General features: G+C 53.3%; 20 protein-coding genes. 6 read left to right on the top strand and 14 right to left on the bottom strand.

Going from position 1 to position 23,565, the window contains the following annotated elements; genetic code table 11:
• Positions 1-123: 123 nt before the first annotated feature.
• The 10 genes from ADINL_RS06505 to ADINL_RS06460 all read right to left on the bottom strand — a co-directional run bounded on the left by ADINL_RS06505 (position 124) and on the right by ADINL_RS06460 (position 12,635).
• A complete protein-coding gene (locus ADINL_RS06505; RefSeq protein WP_036545038.1) occupies positions 124-2,460 on the bottom strand; it encodes a DNA polymerase II in 2,337 nt (778 codons plus the stop codon).
• On the bottom strand, positions 2,453-3,448 hold the full coding sequence (mvaD, locus tag ADINL_RS06500; RefSeq protein ID WP_051632609.1) for a diphosphomevalonate decarboxylase: 996 nt from the start codon (positions 3,446-3,448) through the stop codon (positions 2,453-2,455). Before mvaD ends, ADINL_RS06505 begins: the two co-directional genes overlap by 8 nt.
• A 16-nt stretch (positions 3,449-3,464) precedes the next feature.
• On the bottom strand, positions 3,465-4,421 hold the full coding sequence (mvk, locus tag ADINL_RS06495; RefSeq protein ID WP_036545034.1) for a mevalonate kinase: 957 nt from the start codon (positions 4,419-4,421) through the stop codon (positions 3,465-3,467).
• Positions 4,399-5,391, bottom strand: a complete 993-nt coding sequence (locus ADINL_RS06490) for a mevalonate kinase family protein (RefSeq protein WP_036545032.1) — start codon at positions 5,389-5,391, stop codon at positions 4,399-4,401. The genes mvk and ADINL_RS06490 overlap by 23 nt, the downstream gene beginning before the upstream one ends.
• Positions 5,391-6,557, bottom strand: coding sequence for a hydroxymethylglutaryl-CoA synthase (locus ADINL_RS06485; RefSeq protein WP_036545030.1), 1,167 nt, complete (start codon positions 6,555-6,557; stop codon positions 5,391-5,393). The genes ADINL_RS06490 and ADINL_RS06485 overlap by 1 nt, the downstream gene beginning before the upstream one ends.
• A 15-nt stretch (positions 6,558-6,572) precedes the next feature.
• On the bottom strand, positions 6,573-7,604 hold the full coding sequence (fni, locus tag ADINL_RS06480; RefSeq protein ID WP_036545028.1) for a type 2 isopentenyl-diphosphate Delta-isomerase: 1,032 nt from the start codon (positions 7,602-7,604) through the stop codon (positions 6,573-6,575).
• A complete protein-coding gene (locus ADINL_RS06475) occupies positions 7,601-8,638 on the bottom strand; it encodes a hydroxymethylglutaryl-CoA reductase (RefSeq protein WP_036545026.1) in 1,038 nt (345 codons plus the stop codon). The genes fni and ADINL_RS06475 overlap by 4 nt, the downstream gene beginning before the upstream one ends.
• Before the next feature lie 47 nt (positions 8,639-8,685).
• On the bottom strand, positions 8,686-10,260 hold the full coding sequence (locus ADINL_RS06470; protein ID WP_036545024.1) for a tetratricopeptide repeat protein: 1,575 nt from the start codon (positions 10,258-10,260) through the stop codon (positions 8,686-8,688).
• A 207-nt stretch (positions 10,261-10,467) separates the two neighbouring features.
• On the bottom strand, positions 10,468-11,685 hold the full coding sequence (locus tag ADINL_RS06465) for an argininosuccinate synthase (RefSeq protein ID WP_036545022.1): 1,218 nt from the start codon (positions 11,683-11,685) through the stop codon (positions 10,468-10,470).
• A 98-nt stretch (positions 11,686-11,783) separates the two neighbouring features.
• Positions 11,784-12,635, bottom strand: coding sequence for a flagellar protein MotY (locus ADINL_RS06460; protein WP_152547621.1), 852 nt, complete (start codon positions 12,633-12,635; stop codon positions 11,784-11,786).
• 170 nt (positions 12,636-12,805) lie between these two features.
• On the opposite strand from ADINL_RS06460, the gene rnt reads away from it, so the two are divergent.
• Positions 12,806-13,423 carry a ribonuclease T gene (gene rnt / locus ADINL_RS06455; protein WP_051632608.1) on the top strand — a complete coding sequence of 206 codons (618 nt, stop codon included), beginning with the start codon at positions 12,806-12,808 and terminating at the stop codon, positions 13,421-13,423.
• A gap of 51 nt (positions 13,424-13,474) precedes the next feature.
• On the opposite strand, the gene grxD is transcribed toward rnt, so the two are convergent.
• Complete coding sequence (grxD, locus tag ADINL_RS06450) at positions 13,475-13,813, bottom strand: Grx4 family monothiol glutaredoxin (protein WP_036545016.1); 339 nt, start codon at positions 13,811-13,813, stop codon at positions 13,475-13,477.
• Positions 13,814-14,014: 201 nt separating this feature from the next.
• On the opposite strand from grxD, the gene ADINL_RS06445 reads away from it, so the two are divergent.
• Together ADINL_RS06445 and argF are read left to right on the top strand one after the other, a co-directional pair.
• A complete protein-coding gene (locus ADINL_RS06445) occupies positions 14,015-15,208 on the top strand; it encodes an aspartate aminotransferase family protein (RefSeq protein WP_036545014.1) in 1,194 nt (397 codons plus the stop codon).
• A gap of 60 nt (positions 15,209-15,268) precedes the next feature.
• Positions 15,269-16,186: an ornithine carbamoyltransferase gene (gene argF / locus ADINL_RS06440; protein ID WP_036545607.1), complete on the top strand. Its 918-nt coding sequence runs from the start codon at positions 15,269-15,271 to the stop codon at positions 16,184-16,186.
• Positions 16,187-16,244: 58 nt separating this feature from the next.
• On the opposite strand, the gene ADINL_RS06435 is transcribed toward argF, so the two are convergent.
• The gene (locus ADINL_RS06435) at positions 16,245-18,323 is read right to left on the bottom strand and encodes a putative bifunctional diguanylate cyclase/phosphodiesterase (RefSeq protein WP_051632607.1); all 2,079 of its coding nucleotides are present in this window, start codon (positions 18,321-18,323) and stop codon (positions 16,245-16,247) included.
• Between the two features lie 282 nt (positions 18,324-18,605).
• Between ADINL_RS06435 and ADINL_RS06430 the strand changes: the two genes are divergently transcribed.
• The 3 genes from ADINL_RS06430 to ADINL_RS06420 all read left to right on the top strand — a co-directional run bounded on the left by ADINL_RS06430 (position 18,606) and on the right by ADINL_RS06420 (position 22,010).
• Entirely contained in the window at positions 18,606-19,520 is a 915-nt protein-coding gene (locus tag ADINL_RS06430; RefSeq protein WP_036545011.1) for a LysR family transcriptional regulator, read from the top strand.
• A gap of 98 nt (positions 19,521-19,618) precedes the next feature.
• Positions 19,619-20,968, top strand: coding sequence for a class II 3-deoxy-7-phosphoheptulonate synthase (locus tag ADINL_RS06425; protein ID WP_036545008.1), 1,350 nt, complete (start codon positions 19,619-19,621; stop codon positions 20,966-20,968).
• Position 20,969: 1 nt separating this feature from the next.
• Positions 20,970-22,010 carry a DUF3549 family protein gene (locus ADINL_RS06420; RefSeq protein WP_036545005.1) on the top strand — a complete coding sequence of 347 codons (1,041 nt, stop codon included), beginning with the start codon at positions 20,970-20,972 and terminating at the stop codon, positions 22,008-22,010.
• On the opposite strand, the gene ADINL_RS06415 is transcribed toward ADINL_RS06420, so the two are convergent.
• Both ADINL_RS06415 and ADINL_RS06410 read right to left on the bottom strand, forming a co-directional pair.
• On the bottom strand, positions 21,987-22,787 hold the full coding sequence (locus ADINL_RS06415) for a replication protein P (protein WP_239644343.1): 801 nt from the start codon (positions 22,785-22,787) through the stop codon (positions 21,987-21,989). The two genes, ADINL_RS06420 and ADINL_RS06415, sit on opposite strands and share 24 nt — an antisense overlap.
• On the bottom strand, positions 22,705-23,559 hold the full coding sequence (locus tag ADINL_RS06410; RefSeq protein ID WP_036545000.1) for a DnaT-like ssDNA-binding domain-containing protein: 855 nt from the start codon (positions 23,557-23,559) through the stop codon (positions 22,705-22,707). Before ADINL_RS06410 ends, ADINL_RS06415 begins: the two co-directional genes overlap by 83 nt.
• Positions 23,560-23,565: the final 6 nt, after the last annotated feature.

Below are 23,565 nucleotides of genomic sequence, written 5' to 3'. Positions count from 1 at the left end.
GTTGCGATAATGAGTTATAGCTTGATCAGCGACTGCTGATGGTCAATACAGGATAGATAATGTTGAAAGACCCTGAACAGGTTGGCGCTATTGTAACGCGGAAATAGCCTGCCTGAATAGAGGTTAAAACAGTGGCAATTGTGGCCGAATCAGGCTATCAAAATTCAGACCGACAAAGGGCAGGATACTGTCTGCTACCGGGCGCAGCTGCTTGTCAATATAATGGCTGTAATCCAGCGTTTGGGTGCCGAGTTCTGAGGCCTCTGGCCCTTGTAACGTAATCACATAGGCCACACTGTCGCCCTGCTGCAGCGGGACCGGCAACCCCTGCTGCTGATAATGTTCGCACAGCTGACGAGCGGCACGCACATGCGGCGGCACATTACGCTGATAGCTGTGCAAAGGTCGGCGCAGGCGCCGGTGATAGACCAGTTGCTCATCCAGTTCTCCGGCCAGCAGTGCGGCCACTCGCTGCCTTACCAGGTCAGCACAGGGCTGGTCATTAAAAATCTGCGCAAACAGATCCTGCTGGAAATCTTTTGCCAGCCGCGTCCAGTCACTGCGGACCTGTTCAAGTCCCTTGAACACCAGGACATCTTCACCCTCTGCTGACCAGCGCAATCCGGCATAGCGTTTTTTGCTGCCCAGCTCGGAATCACGCATGCGGGGCATCAGAAAGCGTCGATAGCAGGTTTCATATTGCAGCTCCAGCGCCGACTCCAGGTCATACTCCTGCCGGAGTCGCTGCTGCCACCAGTGGTTAAGTGCTTCAGCCAGTCGCGGCCCTTCTGCATGTGCGGCTTGCGGACTGAGCGAATCCCCCAGCCAGACAAACACGGAATCAGTATCACCATAAATCACCTGATAGCCAAACGCGGCCTCAATCTGTGCCGCCGTCTGTGTCAGTATTTCCTGACCACGCAAGGTTATTGAAGCCGACAAGCGCTGATCATAAAAGCGGCACACATCTGAGCCCAATACTCCGTAACAGGCATTCATCTGTATCTTGATCGCCTGAGAAACGGCCTGCTGCCCGGCGGCTTTGGCCTGATCTCGTGCATGCCAGAGACGCTCAATAATTCCCGGTAAAATGGCATGCTGCCGGTCAAAACGGGCGCCCAGAAATCCCGGCAGACAGTTGGAGGAGGACTCAGACTGCTGCAGCCCCAACGTCAATCCCAGTGGATCGATCTGAAAAGTACGGATGATGCTCGGATACAGACTTTTGAAATCCAGCACCAGCACATTACGGTACAACCCCGGGCGTGAATCCATCACATGCCCGCCTGGCACATGGTCACCGGTCTGTCCTGAGGCATATTCAGGGGCAACATAACCTGCACGGTGCAGGGCTGGCAGGTAGAGATTATCAAATGCCTGTGCAGATCCGCCGATTTTGTCCAGTGCCAGACCGGTCAGACGTGTGCGTTCCGTGTAGTATTCAATCAGGCCGGTTCTGGAAAAAATGTCACTCACCAGGCGACAGTCTTCCAGGTTGTAATACGCCAGAGCCTGCTGATCCTCGGCATACATACGCTGAATGGAGGCGCCACGATCAGACACTGAGTCAATGGCTTTACCCCGTCCCAGCAAGGTCTGGGCAACGTACTCCAGGGCATAACGCTCAAAATGCCAGGTGGCACCCTTGAGGCTGTCGATTCCGTCCAGCACAACCCGCCCCGCTAACCGGGCATAATGACGATTGCTGCCATACTGACCCAGATTCAATGGCTGCTGATCGCGTCCCAGACACAGCCTGACCCCGAGGGCTTCTGCACGTTGCTGCAAGACCCTGAGATCAAACCCGATCACATTCCAGCCAATCAGAATATCCGGATCCCATGCCTGAAGCGTGTCAACAAACACCTGCAACAGACGCTTCTCATCGGCACAGTAGCGGATCTCAGCATGAGCGCGCTCTGGCCCCAGCATCAACACCTGCGCGGCCTCTTCACTTTGCAGTGCAATCGACAGGATACGGTCGGCACGCAGGGTGGTTTCAATATCCAGTGACAGTACCCGGAAACGTGGCTGGTAGTCCGCCGCTATCAACCGACTGCGCCCTTCGCGCTGCGTCCAGCGTGCGCCAGCATGGATAAAGCGCTCCATCAAGTAACGGTCTGCCGGACGGATATCCTCTTCCATCATCGGAATACCTTCCTGGCGCAGGCGCTCTATGATGCTGTGCATCACTGACAAGCGTTGCGTGTACAGCGCAGCGACAGGCTGGTTATGCAGATTATTTAACGGCAGAGGCTGACAACGCCAGCCCGACAGATCGGCCAGCACAGATGCCAGACGTTCCAGGTCCTGCTGACGGACAAAGAATACGGCTTCTTGTGCCGGGATGGTGACACAGCGTGGTCCCTGATCTGTCACCAGCCAGTAGCTCAGCTCAATTCCGGCAGCCGTATCGCGCTGATGCCGGGTCAGTGGAAACCCGGTGCAGCTGTCAGTCATCACCGAAGGGTTGGATAACTTCCATATCGGGGAAGTGACGCATCAGCTCTTCCAACTGATCACGCTCAAACAGCAATTTCAGGTTAGGGCCTGCATCCATGGTGAAATACACAGGCAGTCCCTCCTGACGCAAACGCCAGATTTTCTGCATACACGCCAGGGATTCAGGCTGCCAGTACACCAGCGGAGGCCAGGATGCGATCATGGTCGCATGCATCGACAGCGCATTATGTTCAGCCGTTTGTCCCAGCAGGGTGAAATCACCAACGGTAATCGCGCGCCGCAATTGCTGCAGATCGGCGGCTGCCTGTAAGGGCCAGCTTTGATACAGGTGTGCGGTTTCAACTGTACGCTTCATGCCACTGCGTGAGTCTGTGGATTTTACCGACGCATCCACTTTGATCAGTCCGACACACAAGCCCGGCCAGGTCTCTGGCAGCACGACACCATGACTGTCGAGGCCATCTTCACGCTGGCCCATCTGCCACTCAACAAACCCCTTGAACACGGAACGACAGGCACTGCCACTGCCTAAACGGGCCAGTACCGACAATTGTTCAGTGTTCAGTCCCAGTTGGAAACTGTCATTGACCGCCAGGGCCAGGGCCGCAAACCCGGAAGCCGACGATGCCAGCCCGGCAGCGGTTGGAATCGAGTTGCGTGTCGTCACGCGGAAATGACACTGACCCGGAGCGCGAAACAGATCCAGGAAAGCGGATATACGCTGACTGAACGCCGCCGAAGGTAACAGACGGTCACCGTTTAGCCAGATTTCGTCTGCCGAATAGTCAATCGGCACCAGGCGTGTATGACTGCCCAGATAACCGAGAGAAACTGATAACGATGCATTCACCGGCAGATTCAATTGCGTATCACGCTTGCCCCAATACTTGCACAGCGCAATATTGCTCGGTGCAAAATGCTCTTCAGAAGTCACCGGTACACGACCGGGTGAAATCCAGGGGGCCAATACAGCTGCTTTATCCATCCTGTCCTCGTTCACACTACTTGTCGGCGCCATGGTGTATCAACACACCGGCGGCCGCGGGCCGAACATCCAGGCGCTGATGTAGTGGCAGTTCATTTACCACGGCCCGAGATAGGGCCAACACACAATCACCCAATCCCGATCCGGATATTTTAGCGCCCAATACCTGCGGGTCCTGCCGCAAAGCGTAGACCATGCGAGACAGGGTCGCATCACACACACCCAGCGCATCCATCAATCCCTGGTAGACATTCATCAGTCGCCCCAGTTCAGTCAGGTCTCCCTGCGCCAGCGCTTTTTCAGTTGCTTGGGTGGTTTGTCCCATTAAGCGATAAAGTGCCTGCAACAGCTCTGGCTGGCGGTGCCATTGTTGCTCTACCTGCTGCAACACTTCTGCCGTTTTCATTTTATAGCCGGAATAAAACAGCGACAGGGTCAGTGTCTGCGAAAAGTTCAGCGGGGTAAAGGTGACAGGGTCAGTGGTAAATCTCAACAAACCACCGTACAGACTGGCAGCCAGATCAGCACCCGATCCCCGCCCCTGCTGTACCTCATGGATAATCGCCAGCCCCTGACGAAAACGTGCTGGCAGGTCACGTTCAAGACCGGTCAAATGATCCAGCGCGGTCACCAGCGCAGCGGTAATGGCAGCGGAAGAACCCAAGCCTATGGTGGACTCGAAAGCGGAGCGGATCACCAGTTCCATACCCTGATGCAGGTGAGGACGATAGTGACGCAACGCCGTCAACACAAAGCGCAGCTCAGGATGATCCGGCAACTCATCCAGTGACGCCGCATAATGACCTAACGCACTGTCGATCAGTACCCGACGATCAGTCCGGGGGGTCACCGTCAATTCCATGCGAGAATCCACCGCACAAACCAGCGCAGGCTCTCCGCGCAGTACGGCATGCTCACCCATCAACAGCGTGCTGCCGGGTGCAGATACTTTAAAGCTGGAAGTCTGTGGCACCCTGTGGTTCCTCCTGCAACGCTCCCCAGACAGCACCCGCTGGCAATGACAGCGCATCCGGCTGATGCTCGGGCAACCAGACCAATAACAGCCCGGCGGCATCACCCCGAATGCTGCCAGCGCCTGACACCTTGGCGGCACCACCCAGAGCTTCAATCTGTGCAACCAGACGCCGGGTCGCTTCTGGTACGACTCCCAACTGACACAACAGACGATGGTTCTGGCGTATCAATTCAGCTCGCTGGAGCACACTGGCGGATAACCACTGATGCTCGATATCGGCAAAGGCCTGCCAAATGGATGACCCTGTGAACTGCTGTCGCACCTGCTCTACACATTCTCCGGTGGTGGACAAGGGTGTGCCGGTAAAAATCCAGTAACTGTCCGGGTTCACACCAGAAGCCTGCAAAGGCTCTATATGTGTTCCCTGAACACGCACCGTACCGCCCAGGCTGACGCTGGCAGCATCAATAAAACTGCCTTTGCCATGCTGCAAGCGCTCGCAGAACTGTACCTGACGCAGTAACTCATGATGACTCAGGGGTGCGCTCGAAAAAAGCTTCAAGATTACCGCAATGAACGCGGCTGAAGATCCCATTCCCGCCCCAACTGGCAGATCGGAACGCCAGGTCAGGTCACCACCGCTCAACGGCTCCTGCGGCAGCGCCTGACTCAGGGTGTAGATCAACAGATCCGCAGGTGTTGGCAGTATCGCCTGGACCGACAAATCACCTTGCTGCCACGCACGATAACGCGCATCCAGCAAGGCCGCTCGTTCGCGCAGAACGGATTCGGTGATGTGTTGAATCTGCCCACTAAAAGGATCTTTCCAGCGCAGCTCAGATGAATGGTCTGGGATGAATACAGCCCGTATATGACGCTGGATAGCTACGGCAAGCGCCGCGCCGCCATGCACCACAGCGTGCTCACCTGTGAGGATGACCTTACCGGGCGCAGAGGCGGCACGCATTAGCAGGGAATGTATTCGCGTTTATGATGGGTAATGGCCGCCAGGCGGAAACGCCCCTGAGTGGTCTGGGGTATTTCGACACTTTCACCCTGTTGGGGATCCGGGTAACGGTAAAGTGACAGGTACTCGTCGTAATTAATTTCCTGCCGCTGTGCCAGTAACGCCCGATGACGCTCGGTATGCAGGCCTTCACGGTATCCCGGCTGAATCTGTCCGGCAAAGAATTCGGCCACACAGCCAGAACCATAGCTGAAAAAGCCGATCTGCTGACCGGAGAGATCCGCCTCAAGATGGTCCAGCAAAGAGCACAGGCCTATGTAAATAGACGCTGTGTAGCTGTTGCCTATCGCCTGGTTATACAAGAGTGTATCGGCAATCTGCTGCTCAATCTGTTCCGGAGTCAAGGCACAGTGGTTCAGCTTGGCCAGATGCTGATGCGCTTTCTGGGCCATGCGGCTGAACGGCAGATGGTAGCAAAAGTAACTGAAGTCGTTGAACTGCAAAGGACTGACAGCGGTGAAATGTTCCCAGGCCTTTTTCAGTGCACGCAGATAAATCTTGGTGGAGTACTTACCATCCACCAGGGCTGTACTGCGGTAATTGGGACGCCAGAAATCCATGACATCATCCGTGTAGTTACCTACATCCGGAGACACGCTCAGAATACGTGGATTATGGCTGATCAGCATCGCCACTGCGCCACACCCCTGCGTTGCCTCACCCGGTGTATTGAGATCATAACGGGCAATATCCGAGGCAATAACCAGCACCTTGCTCTCTGGGCGGCGCGCGACCAGTGCACAAGCCATCTGCAGGGCAGCGGTTGCACTGTAGCAAGCCTGTTTCAATTCGACGACACGGCAATTGGCATGCATGCCCAGCAAACGGTGGACATAAACACCTGCCGACTTGGACTGGTCTATACCGGTTTCTGTCGCGAACAGCAGTGTATCAACTGCCTCAGACCCGACCCGCTCAATAATCGGCAAGGCTGCATTCGCAGCCATGGTAACGATATCTTCATCCGGCGCAGCCATGCCCATTTTTTCCTGGCCGATACCGGTGTAGTACTTCTCAGGATCAGTCTGCTGCTTCTCAGCTAACGTCCGCAAATCCAGATAATAACTGGACGTGTAAAAGCTGATTTCGTCTATACCTACTGACATAGTCGGTTGGATTCCTTAACGCTCTTCGACAATAAGCGCTTTGTTCCTGAACAGTGCAGCAGTATCCGGGGTACCGAGCAGAAACATCGCGGTAACAAATTCACGGCGCATTTTTTCAATGGTGCTCACCACAGCGTCCGCCGATTCCATCGCGGGCTGTAACAGCGGCGCCGCCACCCCACAAAGCGAGGCGCCGAGTATAACAGATTTCACCATATCAATCCCATCTCTGATGCCACCGCTGGCAATCAGCGTTGCCTGATCAAGAAAGGGTTCTGCCTGCTTCAAAGCCAGCGGTGTCGGCAACCCCCAATCCTGAAATTTCAGGCCAATATCAGCAAGCGGGTCTGTACGACGGTGGTGCTCTATACGGCTCCAGGAGGTGCCGCCGCGCCCAGCCAGGTCAAAGTAGCGAATCTGCTGCTGCAAACCTGCCTGAATATCCGCTGGTGACAACCCTGACCCGACTTCTTTCAAAATAATGGGTACTGGTAACTCGGCCTGTAAACGCCCAATTGCCTGGGTCAGACCGGTAAAATTCGTATCACCCTCAGGTTGCACAGCCTCCTGTAGAGGGTTCAAGTGCAGAAACAAACCATCGGCCTGGAGCAGATCAATCGCCTGACGCACCTGCTCCAATGTCATACCGTAGTTCAACTGCACCGCACCAATATTGGCAATCAGCACAGTAGTGGGTGCCAACTGACGCAGTGCAAAACTTTCACTGGCTTCCGGTGAGCTGAACATCACCCGCTGGGAGCCCACTCCCATCGCGACCTGACAACGCTCGGCTGCAATAGCCAGATTGCGGTTGATACGACGCACCAGCTCATGATCACCACCGGTCATGGAGGAAATCAATAACGGGAAACTGAGTGTTTTACCGAGAAACTGACAACGCGGATCTACCTCATCCAGCGACAGCTCGGGCAACGCCCGATGTGTCAGTTGGATCTGATCAAACCAATGCCCCTGACGATCTGTCAGACCGTCTTGCTCTATGGCACGGATATGCTCTATCTTGCGGCTATTGGTCTGATCTCTCATGGACGTTCCAATCGGATATGGGCTTCCATCAACTCACCAGGATTGGTTTGCGCGCTCAGCAGTGACAGTTCGCCACAGAGCACTGTCGCTGCACAAATTGCCGCCAGTCGACGGGCATTTTCACCAGGTTCACGCATTTCCCGACAGCCCAGACGGCGCAGGTTTTCTTCCACGAAATCGATCCCCTTGCCATTACCAACACTGCCCACAATAAGATTCGGCAAGGTGCAGGAAAAGTACAGCTGGTCGTCTCGTACTTCAGCATGCACCACGCCCTGCGAGCCTTCAATAATATTGGCAGCATCCTGCCCTGTCGCCAGGTAAAACCCGAGCAACATATTGGCATAGTGCGCATTGGCACTGCGCACACCACCCGCAATCAGGGTTCCGATCAGATTTTTACGTACATTCAGTTCCACCACTTTCTCAGGCGTGGTGTTCAGCTTGCGCTCGCACAGATCACGTGAAATCAGGATTTCACTGACAACATACTTGCCCCGACCAAGAATACCGTTAACGGCAGTCGCTTTTTTATCGGAACAATAGTTTGCCGAAATGGAACTGTAGCGTAGCTGAGGATACTGCTGCAGTATCCAGGGGATCAGCGTATCTGCTGCATTGGTCACCATATTGTGGCCTGAAGCATCACCCGTCGTGAACTCCAGACGCAAATAGATCAGGTTACCAACGATCTGGCTGTGCATATCAATCAGACGCGCAAACCGACTGGTCGTCGCTACCACCTGATTAAGCTCGTCCTGACGCCGCATCAGCGACTGCAGTGCCAGGTGTGCCTCCATGGCATTATCAGCTTCCAGCAAAATCGAGCGAGTCATACGCTCATCAATCACGCTGGTCAGTATTCCGTCCGTCAGCACAGAAACACGCGCACCACGGCCCACAGAGTGCCACAATGGCGTTTCATAGGTTGCCAGAGGCACACTGATTTTTTCATTCAGAGTCTGGCCGGTGATTTTCAGGGGGCCTACCCAACGCATGGGAATAGGTGCCTGCAGAATTTTATGAGACTTCATAGCTTCCCGAACCAAAGAAACGCAGAATTTTAGCCACCTGTACCCGCTTATGCAATCTCTGCTTCCCGGATGAGATCACCAAAACGCTCACTCAGCATCTGATAACGCTGCTGTTGCTTGCCGCTGAGCGAGCCGTAGTGCAGTGCGTTTACAATTTCACTGCAGCGCTTGACGATCTGTGGCTGTGCGGTCTGTCGACGCAAGGATTCAATACCCGTCTGCAACAGATTCAGACCCACACCTGGGTTGCCCGGATCAGCCAACCAGGCCTGTTCAAACGACTTAAAGGCCTCATCCATGGCTTTCTGACGAAATGACAACATCCCTTTCAGATTGCTTTTACCCCACTCTACAGAAGGCATTGATCGGGATACTTCCTGCTTCAGCTCGGCTGCCTGCACCGCAAAGCGCGTCGATTCAAGGCCATCGGCCAGCAAATCCACAACACTGAGCTGTGCATTCAGTGGAATCTTGCGAAACTGCGCCAACGCATCACCTGCCGCAAAATCTGCATTCTGATGCTCACCATTCTGTCGATAGATCTCGGCGGCAATCAAACGGGCACGAAAACGTATTTGCGGATCATCCATGCAATCGTGAACCACTGACTCCAGTACCCGGATCGCCTCGGCAATAAACTCGGCGGTACGATCCGGCTTGTCCGCAATTAACTGCTGAATGACCCGCACCAGGCCAAAATAGTACTCCGGATTCTGCAGCGCGGTATGCCGGGCATGCTGAACTGCCTGACGAAAGCCGTCAGCCGCAACACTCAACTCCTCTGAAAACGCTGCCCGATTGCCCAGTTCACCCTGTAATACCGGCATGGTTGGTTGCAGCATTACGGCCTTGCGTAACAGCGTGACACATTGACTGCGCTCACCACTGAGCCAGTGAATCCTGGCCATGATCAGAAAGGCCTCCTGACACACCTGCTGCTCTTCAATAACCTGGGTCATTTCACGACGTGCACGCTGATAATCTGTCATATCATAGGCCGTCAGTCCCAAGGCAACATGCACCCAGGGTTTATCATGCGCCTGACGTATACGCTCAAACACGGCCAGCGCTTTCTGGTATTGCTGCTGTTCCAGATATACGAGCCCCTTGATCCGAAAGATCAACACTCCCAGTGCCGGAAACTGTTTCTGTAACCGCTCACACTCTTCCAACGCCTGGTCCCAGTCACGCTGATCACGAAAACGTTCGACCTGAGCGATACAGCGTTTGATACGCAGCTGTTTTTCCAGCTGGGCTCGCAGCTTTAGCTGATCATAAGGTTTGGCAAGATAACCGTCTGCCGAGAGATCCGGAGAACCCATCAACAAACTGAGCTTTTGTGGTTCAACCACCAACAGGAAACAGGTGGCATAGCTGGGTCGCCCAGCGGCTTTGAGCTGTTGCAGCACCTGCAGGCCGTTTTTTTCATCCCGCCCCAGATCATACACCAGAAAACACAAGTCAACTCGCACTTCAGCCAACAGGCTTGCCGCCATATTCACCGAGGAAGCCACTTCAATTTTCCGAAAGCCCATAGCCGACAAAATCTGTCGAAGCTGCTCCAGCTCTTCCAGATTTTTTTCAACGATAAGGACTGTCTGATCAGAGAAAAGTGCTGTCATGGCCCAGATTTCTTAATAACTATCTGAAAAGTAGCATGAAATTGAGCCTAATTACCACTATCACACCCTTTCAGTCAGAGGGACAGACGCACTCACCTTTTCCGTGGTTTGAGAAGAGTACAGATTGCCAGGCAGCACAACATCAAGGCCGTGTTACTGCCAGGCAGTTCCAGCCTGGCAGTAACAGGGTTAAATGCACAACGGAGATCAGAACTGACGACCTTTGCTGGCAGCAATACGCATACGCAGCGCGTTCAGCTTGATGAAGCCTTCAGCGTCTTTCTGGTTGTATGAACCGGCATCGTCTTCAAAGGTTGCAATGCTTTCATCAAACAGACTGTCAGCAGAGCGACGGCCAACGACACTCACACTACCTTTATAGAGTTTGACGCGCACATCACCATTCACATGACGCTGGGAGTAGTCGATCATCTGCTGCAGCATCTTGCGCTCTTCTGACCACCAGAAGCCGTTATAGATCAGCTTGGCATAGCGGGGCATCAGCTCATCTTTCAGATGTGCGGCTTCACGATCCAGTGTCAGAGACTCAATACCGCGATGCGCTTTCATCATGATGGTGCCACCCGGTGTTTCATAGCAGCCACGTGACTTCATACCGACGAAACGGTTTTCCACGATATCCAGTCGACCCACACCATTGGCACCACCGATCTTGTTCAGTGTTTCCAGTACGGTTGCCGGACTCATGCGCTCGCCATTGATCGCAACAATATCGCCCTGCTCATAGGTCAGTTCCAGATACGTCGGCTGGTCAGGTGCAGCTTCAGGACTGACGCTCCAGCGCCACATATCTTCTTCAGCTTCATTCCACGGATTTTCCAGTAGATCCCCTTCATAAGAGATATGCAGCAGGTTGGCATCCATCGAATAAGGAGATTTCTTTTTCTTGTTGCTGAAATCCACCGGAATATTGCGCTCTTCACAATATTTCATCAGCGTTTCACGGGAGGTCAGATCCCACTCACGCCAGGGAGCAATCACTTTAACACCCGGCTTCAGTGCATAAGCACCCAGCTCGAAGCGCACCTGATCATTCCCCTTACCTGTCGCACCGTGAGAGATGGCATCCGCACCGGTCGCATTGGCAATTTCAATCAGGCGTTTGGCGATCAGCGGGCGCGCAATCGAGGTACCCAACAGGTACTCACCTTCATAAATGGCATTGGCGCGGAACATCGGGAACACATAATCACGCACAAACTCTTCACGAAGATCTTCAATGTAGATCTCTTTGACTCCCAGCGCCTGCGCTTTGGCACGTGCCGGTTCCACTTCTTCACCCTGACCCAGGTCAGCCGTAAAGGTTACCACTTCACACTGATAAGTATCCTGCAACCAGCGCACTATCACAGAGGTATCCAGACCACCGGAGTAAGCCAGAACTACCTTGTTGACGTCGGACATATTGATGCTCCCGATTAAACGAACTCCAGCTGTCTGGACCGGAGTACAGCGACTAATAAACACAAAGGCACATCATAACAGATTGCCAAAATTCCTGCCTAGTCGCGCTCCAGGCGAATGGTGACACGACGATTACGCTGACGGTTTTCCGGCGTATCGTTTTCAACGACGGGGTAGCGATCACCGTGGAAGCGGGTCACAATCATCGATTCATCCACACCACGAGACACCAGATAACGCGTCACCTCTTCAGCACGTCGCATCGACAGGTCACGCAGCAGCAAACGGCGGCCATCGTTATCGGTATGACCATCGACAAAAATCTGCTGCACGGAATCATCCGTGAGCACGTATTGAGCCACCAGATCCAGTCGGGCGCGGGTGGCATCCGAGAGCTGGTGTTCAGCGGTTGGAAAGAGGACAGCGGTACGAGCAATCTGACGGTAGTTAACCGGCAACAGTTGGGTCAGACAATCCATGTAATCCTGATAGGCAGTCTGGAAATTGACGGCCATGATACCTACTGTGACCGACTCGCGCGTACCATACCAGCGATCAGCACTGAAAGTCGGCATCATGCCTTGATGCAGTGCAGCCAGCATATTAATTGCCGAATCACCACGCACCTGAACCCGTCCCTGTTGGGCTTCAATATCAGCAATGCGCCGTGGTGCGGCGCCCGGAGACCAGGGTGCTGCTTCAGCGACCAGTCGCACCCGCCCACTTAACTGCTGCGTCTGTGCCGGCAACAGGTTAAATTGCACTGGCTCGCCTGCTTCCTGCTCAAATACTGCATCACCAAACGCTGGTATAGGCTGAATCAGACGACACATAAACGGAGAGGCTTCAATCTGCCAGTGCACAGCATCCACAGGGGCACGAAAGGTAACTGCCTGCAGCACCTGCGCGGGTATTAACAGCAGTATCAGGATAAGTGCCCGGCCAAGCATACAGCGCATAACCCTTTGAAGAAAAATATAGAAACTGATTCAGTTATCGGCCATCTAATCGAGAACTTTACCCGGATTTCACTCAACAACGCGTGACTGATAGAATAGTCTAACATCAACCCGACAGCATTTAAGGATATTCTTTGAACCCGCCAACTGACAAGAGCCTGATGGCCGACCGCTTCCGCGGCTATCTCCCGGTCGTCATCGATGTGGAAACGGCAGGTTTTAATGCCCGGACAGACGCATTGCTGGAAATCGCCGCCGTCACCCTGAGCATGGATGAAAATGGCTATTTGATTCCAGAACACACCTACAGCGCCAATGTCATTCCCTTTGAAGGGGCCAATCTGGAACAATCGGCACTGGCCTTTACCGGTATAGACCCCTGGAATCCTGAACGCCAAGCGATATCTGAAGCCGAAGCCCTGGAAGCAATCTTCAAGCCGATTCGCAAGGCGATCAAGGCGCAGGGATGCAAACGCGCTATTTTGGTCGGCCATAATGCCACGTTTGATCACGGCTTTGTGAATGCAGCCGCCGAACGTCAGAATATAAAGCGCAACCCTTTTCACCCGTTTTCAACCTTTGACACAGCAACACTGGCAGGCCTGGCATGCGGTCAGACGGTACTGGCAAAAGCCTGTGAAGTCGCAGGTATCGAGTTTGATAATCGCAGTGCTCACTCTGCAGTCTACGACACGGAAAAAACTGCCGAGCTGTTCTGCATGATTGTGAATCGCTGGAAAGATATGGGCGGCTGGGATCTGGTGTTACAGACCCGCTAATCGCAAAACCCCTGAGCCAAAAGGTTACAGGGGTTTCAAGAGACGTTTAGATCAGGCTTGCGGAGCTTCATCCTGATTGACAGCGGCGGCTTTAACCATTGTCTCCAGCTCACCGGTGGCAGCCATTTCACAAATGATATCGCAACCACCGACCAGCTCACCATTGATCCACAACTGTGGAAACGTCGGCCAGTTAGCATACTTTGGCAGCTCGGCACGAATATCCGGATGCTCCAGAATATTCACAAATGCAAAACGCTCACCACACGCCATCAGTGCTTCAGTGGCACGGGCAGAAAAGCCACACTGAGGAAAACGCGGTGTACCTTTCATGTAAAGCAGAATTGCGTTGGATTCAATCTGCTCTTTGATCACATCTACAACACTCATTGAAGCACCTATAAATCTGTATGACGGTTAGTTTGTTCATAATAAGGCCTCAAGCACAAATTTCAATGACAACACCGGTTATCCGCAGGATAACTTGCCTTTATAGCTGCAAAGTCAATTGCCAAATGCAACACTTCAGCCTAAAATGGCTGTTTTTTGGCAGCTCTGGCTGCCTTTTTGCGTTGTAGGGAGAGAAGCTGAATGGCCATACAACCTCTGATGAATACCTATAATCGTCTGTCAGTCGCGTTTGATTACGGCCAGGGCGCGTGGATTTATGATACAGACGGTCACAAGTATCTGGATGCTCTGAGCGGCATTGCCGTCACCGGGCTTGGCCATGCACATCCGGCTGTAACCGAGGCTATCTGTCAGCAGGCGGGCAAACTGATTCACTGCTCCAACCTTTATACGATTCCCCTGCAGCAGCAACTGGCTGAGAAGCTGACACGCATTTCCGGTATGGATAATGTCTTCTTTGGCAACTCGGGCGCTGAGGCCAATGAAGCGGCGATTAAAATCGCACGTCGTTATGGTCACAGCCGTAACATCGACAAACCTGCCATTATCGTGATGGAAAACTCCTTTCACGGACGCACCCTGGCAACATTGAGTGCGACAGGTAACCGGGCTACTCAGGCTGGCTTTGAGCCGCTGGTCAGTGGATTTATCCGTGCACCCTTTAATAATCTGGAAGCAGTACAGCAGATTCTGCGTAACAACAGTGATGTTGTAGCCATTCTGGTCGAACCGATTCAGGGTGAAGGTGGTATCCATGTACCCGATAACAGCTACCTGGAAGGTCTGCGCGAGCTGTGCGATGCTCACGACCTGCTGCTGATGCTGGATGAAGTCCAGACAGGTAATGGCCGGACCGGACGCTATTTTGCCTACCAGCACACCCAGATCATGCCTGATGTGGTCACCACAGCCAAAGGCCTCGGCAACGGTTTCCCGATTGGTGCCTGTCTGGCGCGCGGCAAAGCGGCTGAGATTTTTGGCCCAGGTACACATGGCACCACCTATGGCGGCAACCCGCTTGCCTGTGCAACCGCACTGGCCGTTGTGGATACCATTGAGAAAGATAACCTCTGCCAGCATGCGGCATCACTGGGTCAGTATATTCTGGACAGTTTTCATATCCAGTTGGCAGACAAGCCCTACATCAAGGAAATTCGCGGCAAAGGCCTGATGATCGGTATCGAGCTCACCGATGCCGGTACAGAGCTGGCGGTGCTGGCCAAGGTGAAGGGCGTGCTGCTGAATATCACTGGAGGCGGCCGCGTCGTCCGCTTGTTGCCACCACTGATCATGAATCAAAGCGAAGCCGATCTGCTGGTCAATACTGTATCCAGCCTGATCCGCGTCTATGCCGGTGAAGAGACGACCGACTGATTGCCTTATTCTAACTAAAACCGACTCAGGAAGCGGCAGCCTGGCTGCCTTGAATACATGATGAGTACCCGACATTTTCTGACACTGCTGGATCTGACACCCGATGAACTGAAACACCTGATTCACCGGGCTATAGAACTGAAACAGATGCGCAATCAAGGGGTTATTTACGAACCTTTGAAAAACCGTGTAATGGCAATGATCTTTGAAAAAGCCTCTACACGAACCCGGGTTTCGTTTGAAGCCGGTATGGCGCAGTTTGGCGGTCACGCCATGTTTCTGTCACCGCGCGACACCCAGTTGGGCCGAGGTGAGCCTGTCGAAGACAGTGCACGGGTTATTTCATCCATGGTCGACATTGTCATGATCCGGACCTTCAGCCATGACCTGGTGACCCAGTTTGCGGCACATTCCAGCGTACCGGTTATCAATGCCCTGACCGATGATTTTCACCCCTGCCAGTTATTGGCAGACATGCAAACATTTCATGAGTTGCGTGGTGATATTCGTGGCAGTACCGTGGCCTGGATCGGTGATGGCAACAATATGTGTCACTCCTACATCAATGCAGCACGCCAGTTTGACTTCAAGTTAAACATCGCCTGCCCTGAAGGCTTTGAACCCAATGCTGAGCTGGTACAACGTAATGCTGACCGTGTCAGCGTTATGGAAGCACCTGAAGACGCCGTTGCGGGCGCCAGCCTGGTCGTCACAGATGTCTGGGCTTCCATGGGCCAGGAAGATGAGCAGCGCCAGCGGATGCGTGAATTCAGAGGCTATCAGGTCAATCCGGAACTCATGGATCTGGCAGACAAGGATGCACTGTTCATGCACTGTCTACCCGCACACCGCGGTGAAGAAGTCAGCGCATCCATGATGGAAGACCCTCGCTGTGTGGCATTTCCCGAAGCGGAAAATCGCCTGCATGCACAGAAAGCCCTGATTGAGTTTTTATTGCAAGATCTGCTTCAATCTTAAAGAAACCGGGTGGTTTTACCTGCGTAAAACCACCTCTGTTCCGACACCACTGCAATCACTAGTGAATTTTACGACGACGCAGACAGGCCCCTATCTGCTCAGCAGATAATGGGCGTGAAAAATAATATCCCTGACCATAATCGCACTGAGCAGCTTTGAGCAACGCTTTCTGTTCAGCAGTCTCAATCCCCTCTGCCACCACACGTATTCCCAGACGATGCGCCATAACAATCATTGCTTCACAGAGAGCCAGATCATCGGAATCACGTTGCAGGTTATGCACAAAGGAACGATCAATCTTGAGAAAATCAATATCCATACGTTTCAAATAAGACAGGGATGAATAGCCGGTACCAAAATCGTCCAGAGCCACTTCCATACCCGCATCACGAATCAACAGCAGGCAATGCTCGATATCTGCCGTATTTTCCATCAGCATGCCTTCCGTAATCTCCAGTGAGATACTCTGCGAACTGAGACAGCGCTCACGCAAATAGGATAACCAGTGCCTGATTCGATGAGCATCATCACGATACTGCACAGGTGAGGTATTGATACTGATTTGAAAAGGACGATTCACAAGCTCCTGCCAGGCTTCAACCTGAGCAACTGCCGTACGAAATACCCAGTCCCCTATCTCGGAAATCAAGCCGATCTCTTCTGCAACCGGTATAAACTCGGCCGGACTGATCAACCCTAACTCCGGATGCTGCCAGCGAATCAAGGCTTCAACCTTACTTAATTCGTCATCTGCGAGGCTCACAATCGGCTGATATTCCAGGAACAATTGTTGCTCAGGAAGAGCACGACGCAAATCCTTGGCAAGCTGCATGCGCCGCTGAGCGGTAAGCTGCATGGTTTCGGTAAAAAACTGGTAACGACCACGTCCACTTGTCTTGGCACTGAACATTGCCTGCTCAGCATTTTTCAGTAACTGCCAGGGATCCTGACCATCTTCAGGACTAAACGTAATACCAAAACTGACTGAGGTATAGATCAATTCATCACTGAGCTGGAACGGAACTTCGAATGCACTGCGTAGTTTCATGATCAAGCGTTCAACAGCACGCTGGTCGGCCAGACCGGTCAAAAGCAAGGCAAACTGATCGCCGCTAAAACGGGAAACCATATCGGTAGTGCGCAACAGGCTTTCCAGCCGCTTACCCACCTCAATCAGCAGTTCATCACCCACCAGATGCCCGAGCGTATCATTCACTTCCTTGAAGCCATCAAGATCCATGAAGACTAATGCCAACCCCTGACTGCTACGCTTTTGCCTGTCGATTTCCTGCTCCAGCCGAAGCGTAAGAAGTTGCCGGTTAGGCAAATTAGTCAGCGTGTCAAAATTTGCCTGACGCCAGATAAGCTCTTCACTTTGTTTCTGCTGACTGATATCCGAAAAAATTGCAATACGACGAAACACCTGACCCTGTGCATCATAGGCGGTATGAATGGAGAGCCATTTGGGATACACCTCACCATTTTTACGACGATCAAGAATTTCACCCTGCCAGCTTCCATCCGTATTCAGGCACTGCCACATGGCACGATAAAAATCAGCGTCATGATAACCTGAGCTTAACAAAGAGGGTCTGGCACCCAGTACTTCTTCAGACGTATAGCCGGTTACCTGTGTAAACGTCGGGTTCACGCTCAGGATCACGCCATTCGGGTCGGTGATCATAATAGCTTCACGGGAGTGCTCTCTCACCAGCTCCGCCAGCTGCAGTGTTTCGACAGCCTCCTGCACATCCGTCTGGTCAAAAATATACCCACGAATACGCTGCAGCTCACCCTGAGCGCTCCAATCCGGCATGGTAAAATCTTTAATCCATCGATATTCGCCCGATGCTGATCTCAGTCGATACTGCTGCTCAAAACATTCAGCCTGACTGGATAAGTACTGCAGTACCTCTGCGCGTACCCGAGGCAGATCTTCCGGATGGATCAGGTCAGCATAAGACAGCGCCCCCTGCGTCAAGTCCCGCGCGGAATATCCCAGCAACTCGTAAACATTGTCAGACACAAACTCGACAGGCCAGCCATCCACAACAGACCAGATAAACAGTGCAACCGGGCCTTCGTTAAAAAGCTCGAATATTTTTTCCTGGTACTGCCGTGCAGTGACTAAAGACACTAATACGCACCGTTTTGATTAAATTATATCCATACGAAACATACTAATATAGCGCCACTGGAGTCAACTATATTTAACAGCTGCAGGACCACTATCTGTAATATGAACAAGAACATATACAGATAGACTAAATTAGAACAGTTATCAACCCTATGTAACACACTGTTCATGGATATGACTTCATCTGCTAGAGCTTCCGCGACTCAACCGCTATACTCTTGAATCAGTCACCTGGGGCAGCAACTCGCTGCACCACTGACCTATCCTGCAGTGGAGTTGGGCATGGTTGAAATTCGTCATCTAAAAACCCTTACCGCACTTCGTGATGCTGGCAGTCTGGTGGAAGCCGCCGAACGTGTTCACCTGACCCAATCAGCCTTGTCACATCAGATCAAGGATCTGGAAGATCGTCTGAACTGCTCACTGTTTATCCGCAAGACCAAACCCATTACCTTCACATCCGCGGGCAAACGACTGCTGACGCTGGCTGACGAATTATTACCAATGATTCGCAATGCTGAACGTGATATTGCCCGCCTGGCAGGCGGGGAAACCGGTCGGCTGAACATCTGCATTGAATGCCACAGCTGCTTCGACTGGTTGATGCCAACCATCGATCACTTTCGCCAGGACTGGCCCGAAGTGGAAATGGACCTGAGTACCGGCTTCAGTTTCCTGCCCTTGCCAGCCCTGGTACGCGGAGACCTGGATCTGGTGGTTACCTCTGACCCAGAGCCTCGTAACGGTATTAGCTATTTACCCCTGTTCAGTTATGAGTCGGTGCTGGCCATGAGCAAACACCACCCACTGACCCGCAAAAAGCAGATTCAGCCGGAAGATCTGGCACAGGAAACCCTGATCACCTACCCCATCGATCATGGCCGCCTGGATGTATTCACCCGCTTTCTTGACCCCGCAGGCCAGGAGCCCGCACAGACTCGCACCTCAGAACTCACCGTGATGATCTTGCAACTGGTTGCCAGTGGGCGCGGCGTTTCAGCACTGCCCAACTGGGCGATTCATGAATATCTGGAAAATGGCTATATCGCCGCTCGCCCCATGGGTGAAAAGGGCCTCTGGTGCACCCTCTATGCAGCCGTCCGCAGCGAACAGGCTGAGGCTGAGTTTATTGTAGATTTTCTCAATACCGCACGCGAAATCACCTTTCGCAATCTGACAGGAATTAAAACCGCCTGAAGCTTGTTTCTCCGCGCCAAAACCTTAAACTCTTTGATTCATTTTTGACAGAAGCATGGCCTGCATGTTCAGGCGTCACTCAGCACAGAAGAGAGTTTATGGAAAACTGGAGCCCCGATAGCTGGAGAAACAAACCCATTGTGCAACAGCCGGTGTACCCTGACCCGGCACAGCTGGCAGACGCGGAGAAGCAACTCAGCGCCCTTCCTCCACTGGTGTTTGCAGGCGAAATACGATCACTGACCCGATCACTGGCCAAGGTATCAGCCGGTGAAGCCTTTTTGCTGCAAGGCGGCGATTGTGCTGAAAGCTTTGCCGAATTCAGTGCCAACAAAATCCGTAACACTTTTCAGGTGCTGCTGCAGATGGCAGTGGTGATGACCTTTGCCGGCAGCAGTCCGGTGGTCAAAATTGGCCGCATCGCCGGGCAGTTCGCCAAGCCCCGCTCGGCCGGCACAGAGGTCATGGAGGGTGTTGAACTGCCAAGCTACCGCGGTGACATCATTAATGACATCGCCTTCAATGCCGAGGCACGCCAACCCGATCCACAGCGCATGATTGCCGCCTACCACCAGTCATCTGCCACGCTGAACCTGCTGCGTGCTTTTGCCAGCGGCGGCTTCGCTGACTTGCATCAGGTCCACCGCTGGAACCAGGGATTCGTGGATAAAAGCCCTCAGGGTGAAAAGTATCAGCACCTGGCAGAACAGATCACTCAAACGCTGGCGTTCATGGAAGCCTGCGGCATCAACTCACAGAATACGCCTCAGCTGCACGAAACGTCGCTCTATACATCCCACGAAGCCTTGCTGCTGAACTATGAACAGGCACTGACACGTCAGGACAGCCTGACGGGTGACTGGTACGACTGTTCAGCACACATGCTCTGGATCGGTGATCGCACACGCCAGCCTGATCATGCCCATGTCGAGTTTTTACGTGGCGTACACAACCCTGTCGGCATCAAGATCGGCCCTAGCACTCAACTGCCGGATCTGTTGCGCCTGCTGGACCTGCTCAATCCGGGGCGTGTTCCAGGCCGGATTACGCTGATAGCCCGCATGGGTGCAGACCGGGTGACCGAGCTGCTGCCGCCGATCGTCCGGGAAGTCAAAGCATCTGGCCACCCGGTGGTATGGAGCTCTGACCCCATGCATGGCAATATCATGAAAGCCTCCAGCGGCTATAAAACCCGCAGTGTGGAAGCGATCCTTAAGGAAATGAAAGGTTTCTTCGAGGTCCATCGTGCAGAAGGCACCCATGCAGGTGGGGTGCATTTCGAAATGACCGGTGATCATGTCACCGAGTGTATCGGCGGTGCGTTTCAGATCACGGAAGAGGGGCTGGCGGATCGTTACCACACCCATTGCGATCCACGCCTGAATGCGGACCAATCACTGGAACTGGCGTTCCTGATTGCAGATACCCTGAAGGCGGCACGGAGCTGAGATGATGGAAAAACGCCTGATCGATCTGTTACAGCATCAGGACAACCGCCTGCGGATCTACGATATGGGGCGGCGTATCAGTAAACTGTCCAACGATACCTTTGCCCGCATTGAAACAGCCGAAATCCCCTACCCGATGCCATTTCTGCAGCAGGCCTGGATTGGTCTGCTGATCTGGAATCCAACAGCCAGAAATCAGAACCTGATCTGGTTTCTGAAATTGCCGCTGGATGAGCAAGGATTTTTGGTGCAGGCCGCACGCGATGATATTGTGAACCGCTTGCTGCAACAGGTGATTCACCCGGATACCGAAGAAGATGCGCTCAAGGATAATCCATTTTCCTTCACCCCGGATCCGGAAAAAATGGCCTGTTTTCATGCGCTGGCCAGCCGGACACTGAAAACACCGGCTTCACGCTACTATGAAGAGGTGCAGCAATACCTGGCCGGACAGTACCCCGAAGCGCATTGGACACATTTGGGCTTACAGGGACTGGCTGACTATGTTATGCGCCTCGATCAAGGCGAGAACACCCAGAGTCTCTGCCAGAATTTAGCGCAACTTCCAGACCCTTTACTGATGACACTGGCACGCATGTTGGAGCATTGCCAGCCTGATTATCGCCTGCAACGCGCCTTGAGCCAGCTGCTGACACAGCGACTCAAGCATCCGGAAACAGCACCCGAGCTCATTGCAGCACTGCTACGCGGCCTCTCCAACGCGGTCGACAGCAGTGGCCGCGATCAGGTGATTGATCAGTTACTGGATAGTCCGCTAGCACTTGAAGCAGAAGTGATTGCAGCACTGGCCACACGCTGTCATACCAGCCTTGAGCAACCGGAACGTCTGAAACGTTTTCTCGAGTGCCTGGCAGCTGGCAAGGCCGGACAGCAAGGCTTCAGCCGAATCCTCAGTGACCTGATGTTTTTGTCCAGCATGCGCAGTCAGATTCTGATGGCCTTCCGTGATCCGCAGCGCAGCGAATCTCTGAGCCAGGCTATTGGTGCCATGTTCGGGTCAAGGCTCAACACGTCCCACTGAGGTATCCTCTGGCAGCAGCAGTGTGATGCCTCGCGCTTCAAGCTGCTGCTGCGCCTGCATACGCAGACGTTCGCGAATCCGTGTACCCTTGGGCTTGGTCAAGTAGTAAAGCAAGGCTTCTTCGATACCCTGCTGTTGGGCATAGGCCTGAATAAAGCGCGCAGTGGTATTATCCTGCTGATCACTGATCGCCCTCACCACTGGCGTTTCCAGCCGCTCACCTCGCCGAACCCGACGGCACAGCTGTTCATAGGTGTAGTTAAACAGTGGCTGTACCACATCCGACTCTTCACTGCGCAGCCTGAACCAGCCCACTTCCCGACCGGCAAGATAAACAGCCGGATGACTCCAGCTGTGCTGTGCCGGATCAGCAGCGTGATAGCAGGCTTCATGGTAAGCGGCCAGGGCACCCGGCAATCCCCAGTCACCCTGAAGATCGCGCAAAATAGCGAGAAATTCGGAAACTGTGGGCATCCAGGCAAGTGTTTCCTTGCAACGATTCACCGCTGCCACCAGCTCCGCTTCCGTATAGCCGTCCAGACTCAGTGCCCACTCGCGCTTGGCAAGGCGTATCTCATTCTCGGTTTCAAAACAGCTTTTAAATTTATGCCCATAAATTGCCATAAAGCGGGCAAAAATCATGTTTACGTGTGCCTTGGTTTCAACCGTGAGTTCACGCTGGTGCGGTGCTTCGTCACCAATCGGTGTCCTTGATGTCCATGATGGCCGCGGTAACCCGTTTTCGGTTTTCGCGAGTATCTCGTCGGGTGTTTTCATTCAATTGACCTAGCGGTTGCTGTTCTTCAGATCGGCCAGCTGAGTCACGTGACTGTTTACGCACCCACTCACGCTTGACCCAGGCCAGAAATTTTTGATCCCAGTTGGTTTCCTTACGATCCTTGTCCAGCCAGTAAAGTACAAATTCATCCAGACATTGTTGTGCAAACTCCGACGGAATTGCCTGTCGCGACAACATATCATGGAAAGCTTCCCCTGGCTGCCAGCCCATGGTCATTGGCATCAACCTCTGATTGCGCTCTTCATGCCAGTCAAAAATCTGCTCCAGCTCATTTTTTCCCCGACGCCAGCCAGCGTTACCACCGAACATGGGAGCAGGCCCCCGGGTACGCCCTGGTGCAGGCGCAGGTGAAGGAGGTGGCGTATCATAGACTGGCAAGGAGGCTGGACGCGGCTCTGGTCCGGGTTCTGGTTTGGATACACTGACAGCTTCAGCCGCTGGAACAGCATTGGGTACCGCAGCCTGACGACGCTGTATTCTCAGCGTACCATTGTGACCCTGCTGAGCCTGTATCAGCCCTTGGCGTTCAAGACTTCCCAGCGTCACGGAAAAGCGGGCCGCAGGCCAGAAAGGTGCCAACATCTGACACAGGGATGGTGCCAGCAGTAGCGTATCCACACCGCCTTCAGCGAGCGCTTGCTGACGAAACAACTCGTCAAGAATACTTAACAGCAACGCTTCGTCAGCACCATAGCGCAGTGCCAGGGATGGATAAAACAACACAGGTCTTTCAGGAAACAACTCACTCATTACAGG

Origin of the sequence: Nitrincola lacisaponensis, from assembly GCF_000691225.1 — a bacterium.
Taxonomy (GTDB): Bacteria; Pseudomonadota; Gammaproteobacteria; order Pseudomonadales; family Balneatricaceae; genus Nitrincola; species Nitrincola lacisaponensis.
Note: the sequence above shows the minus strand (reverse complement) of the source record. Positions and strands in the feature narration are given on the sequence as shown.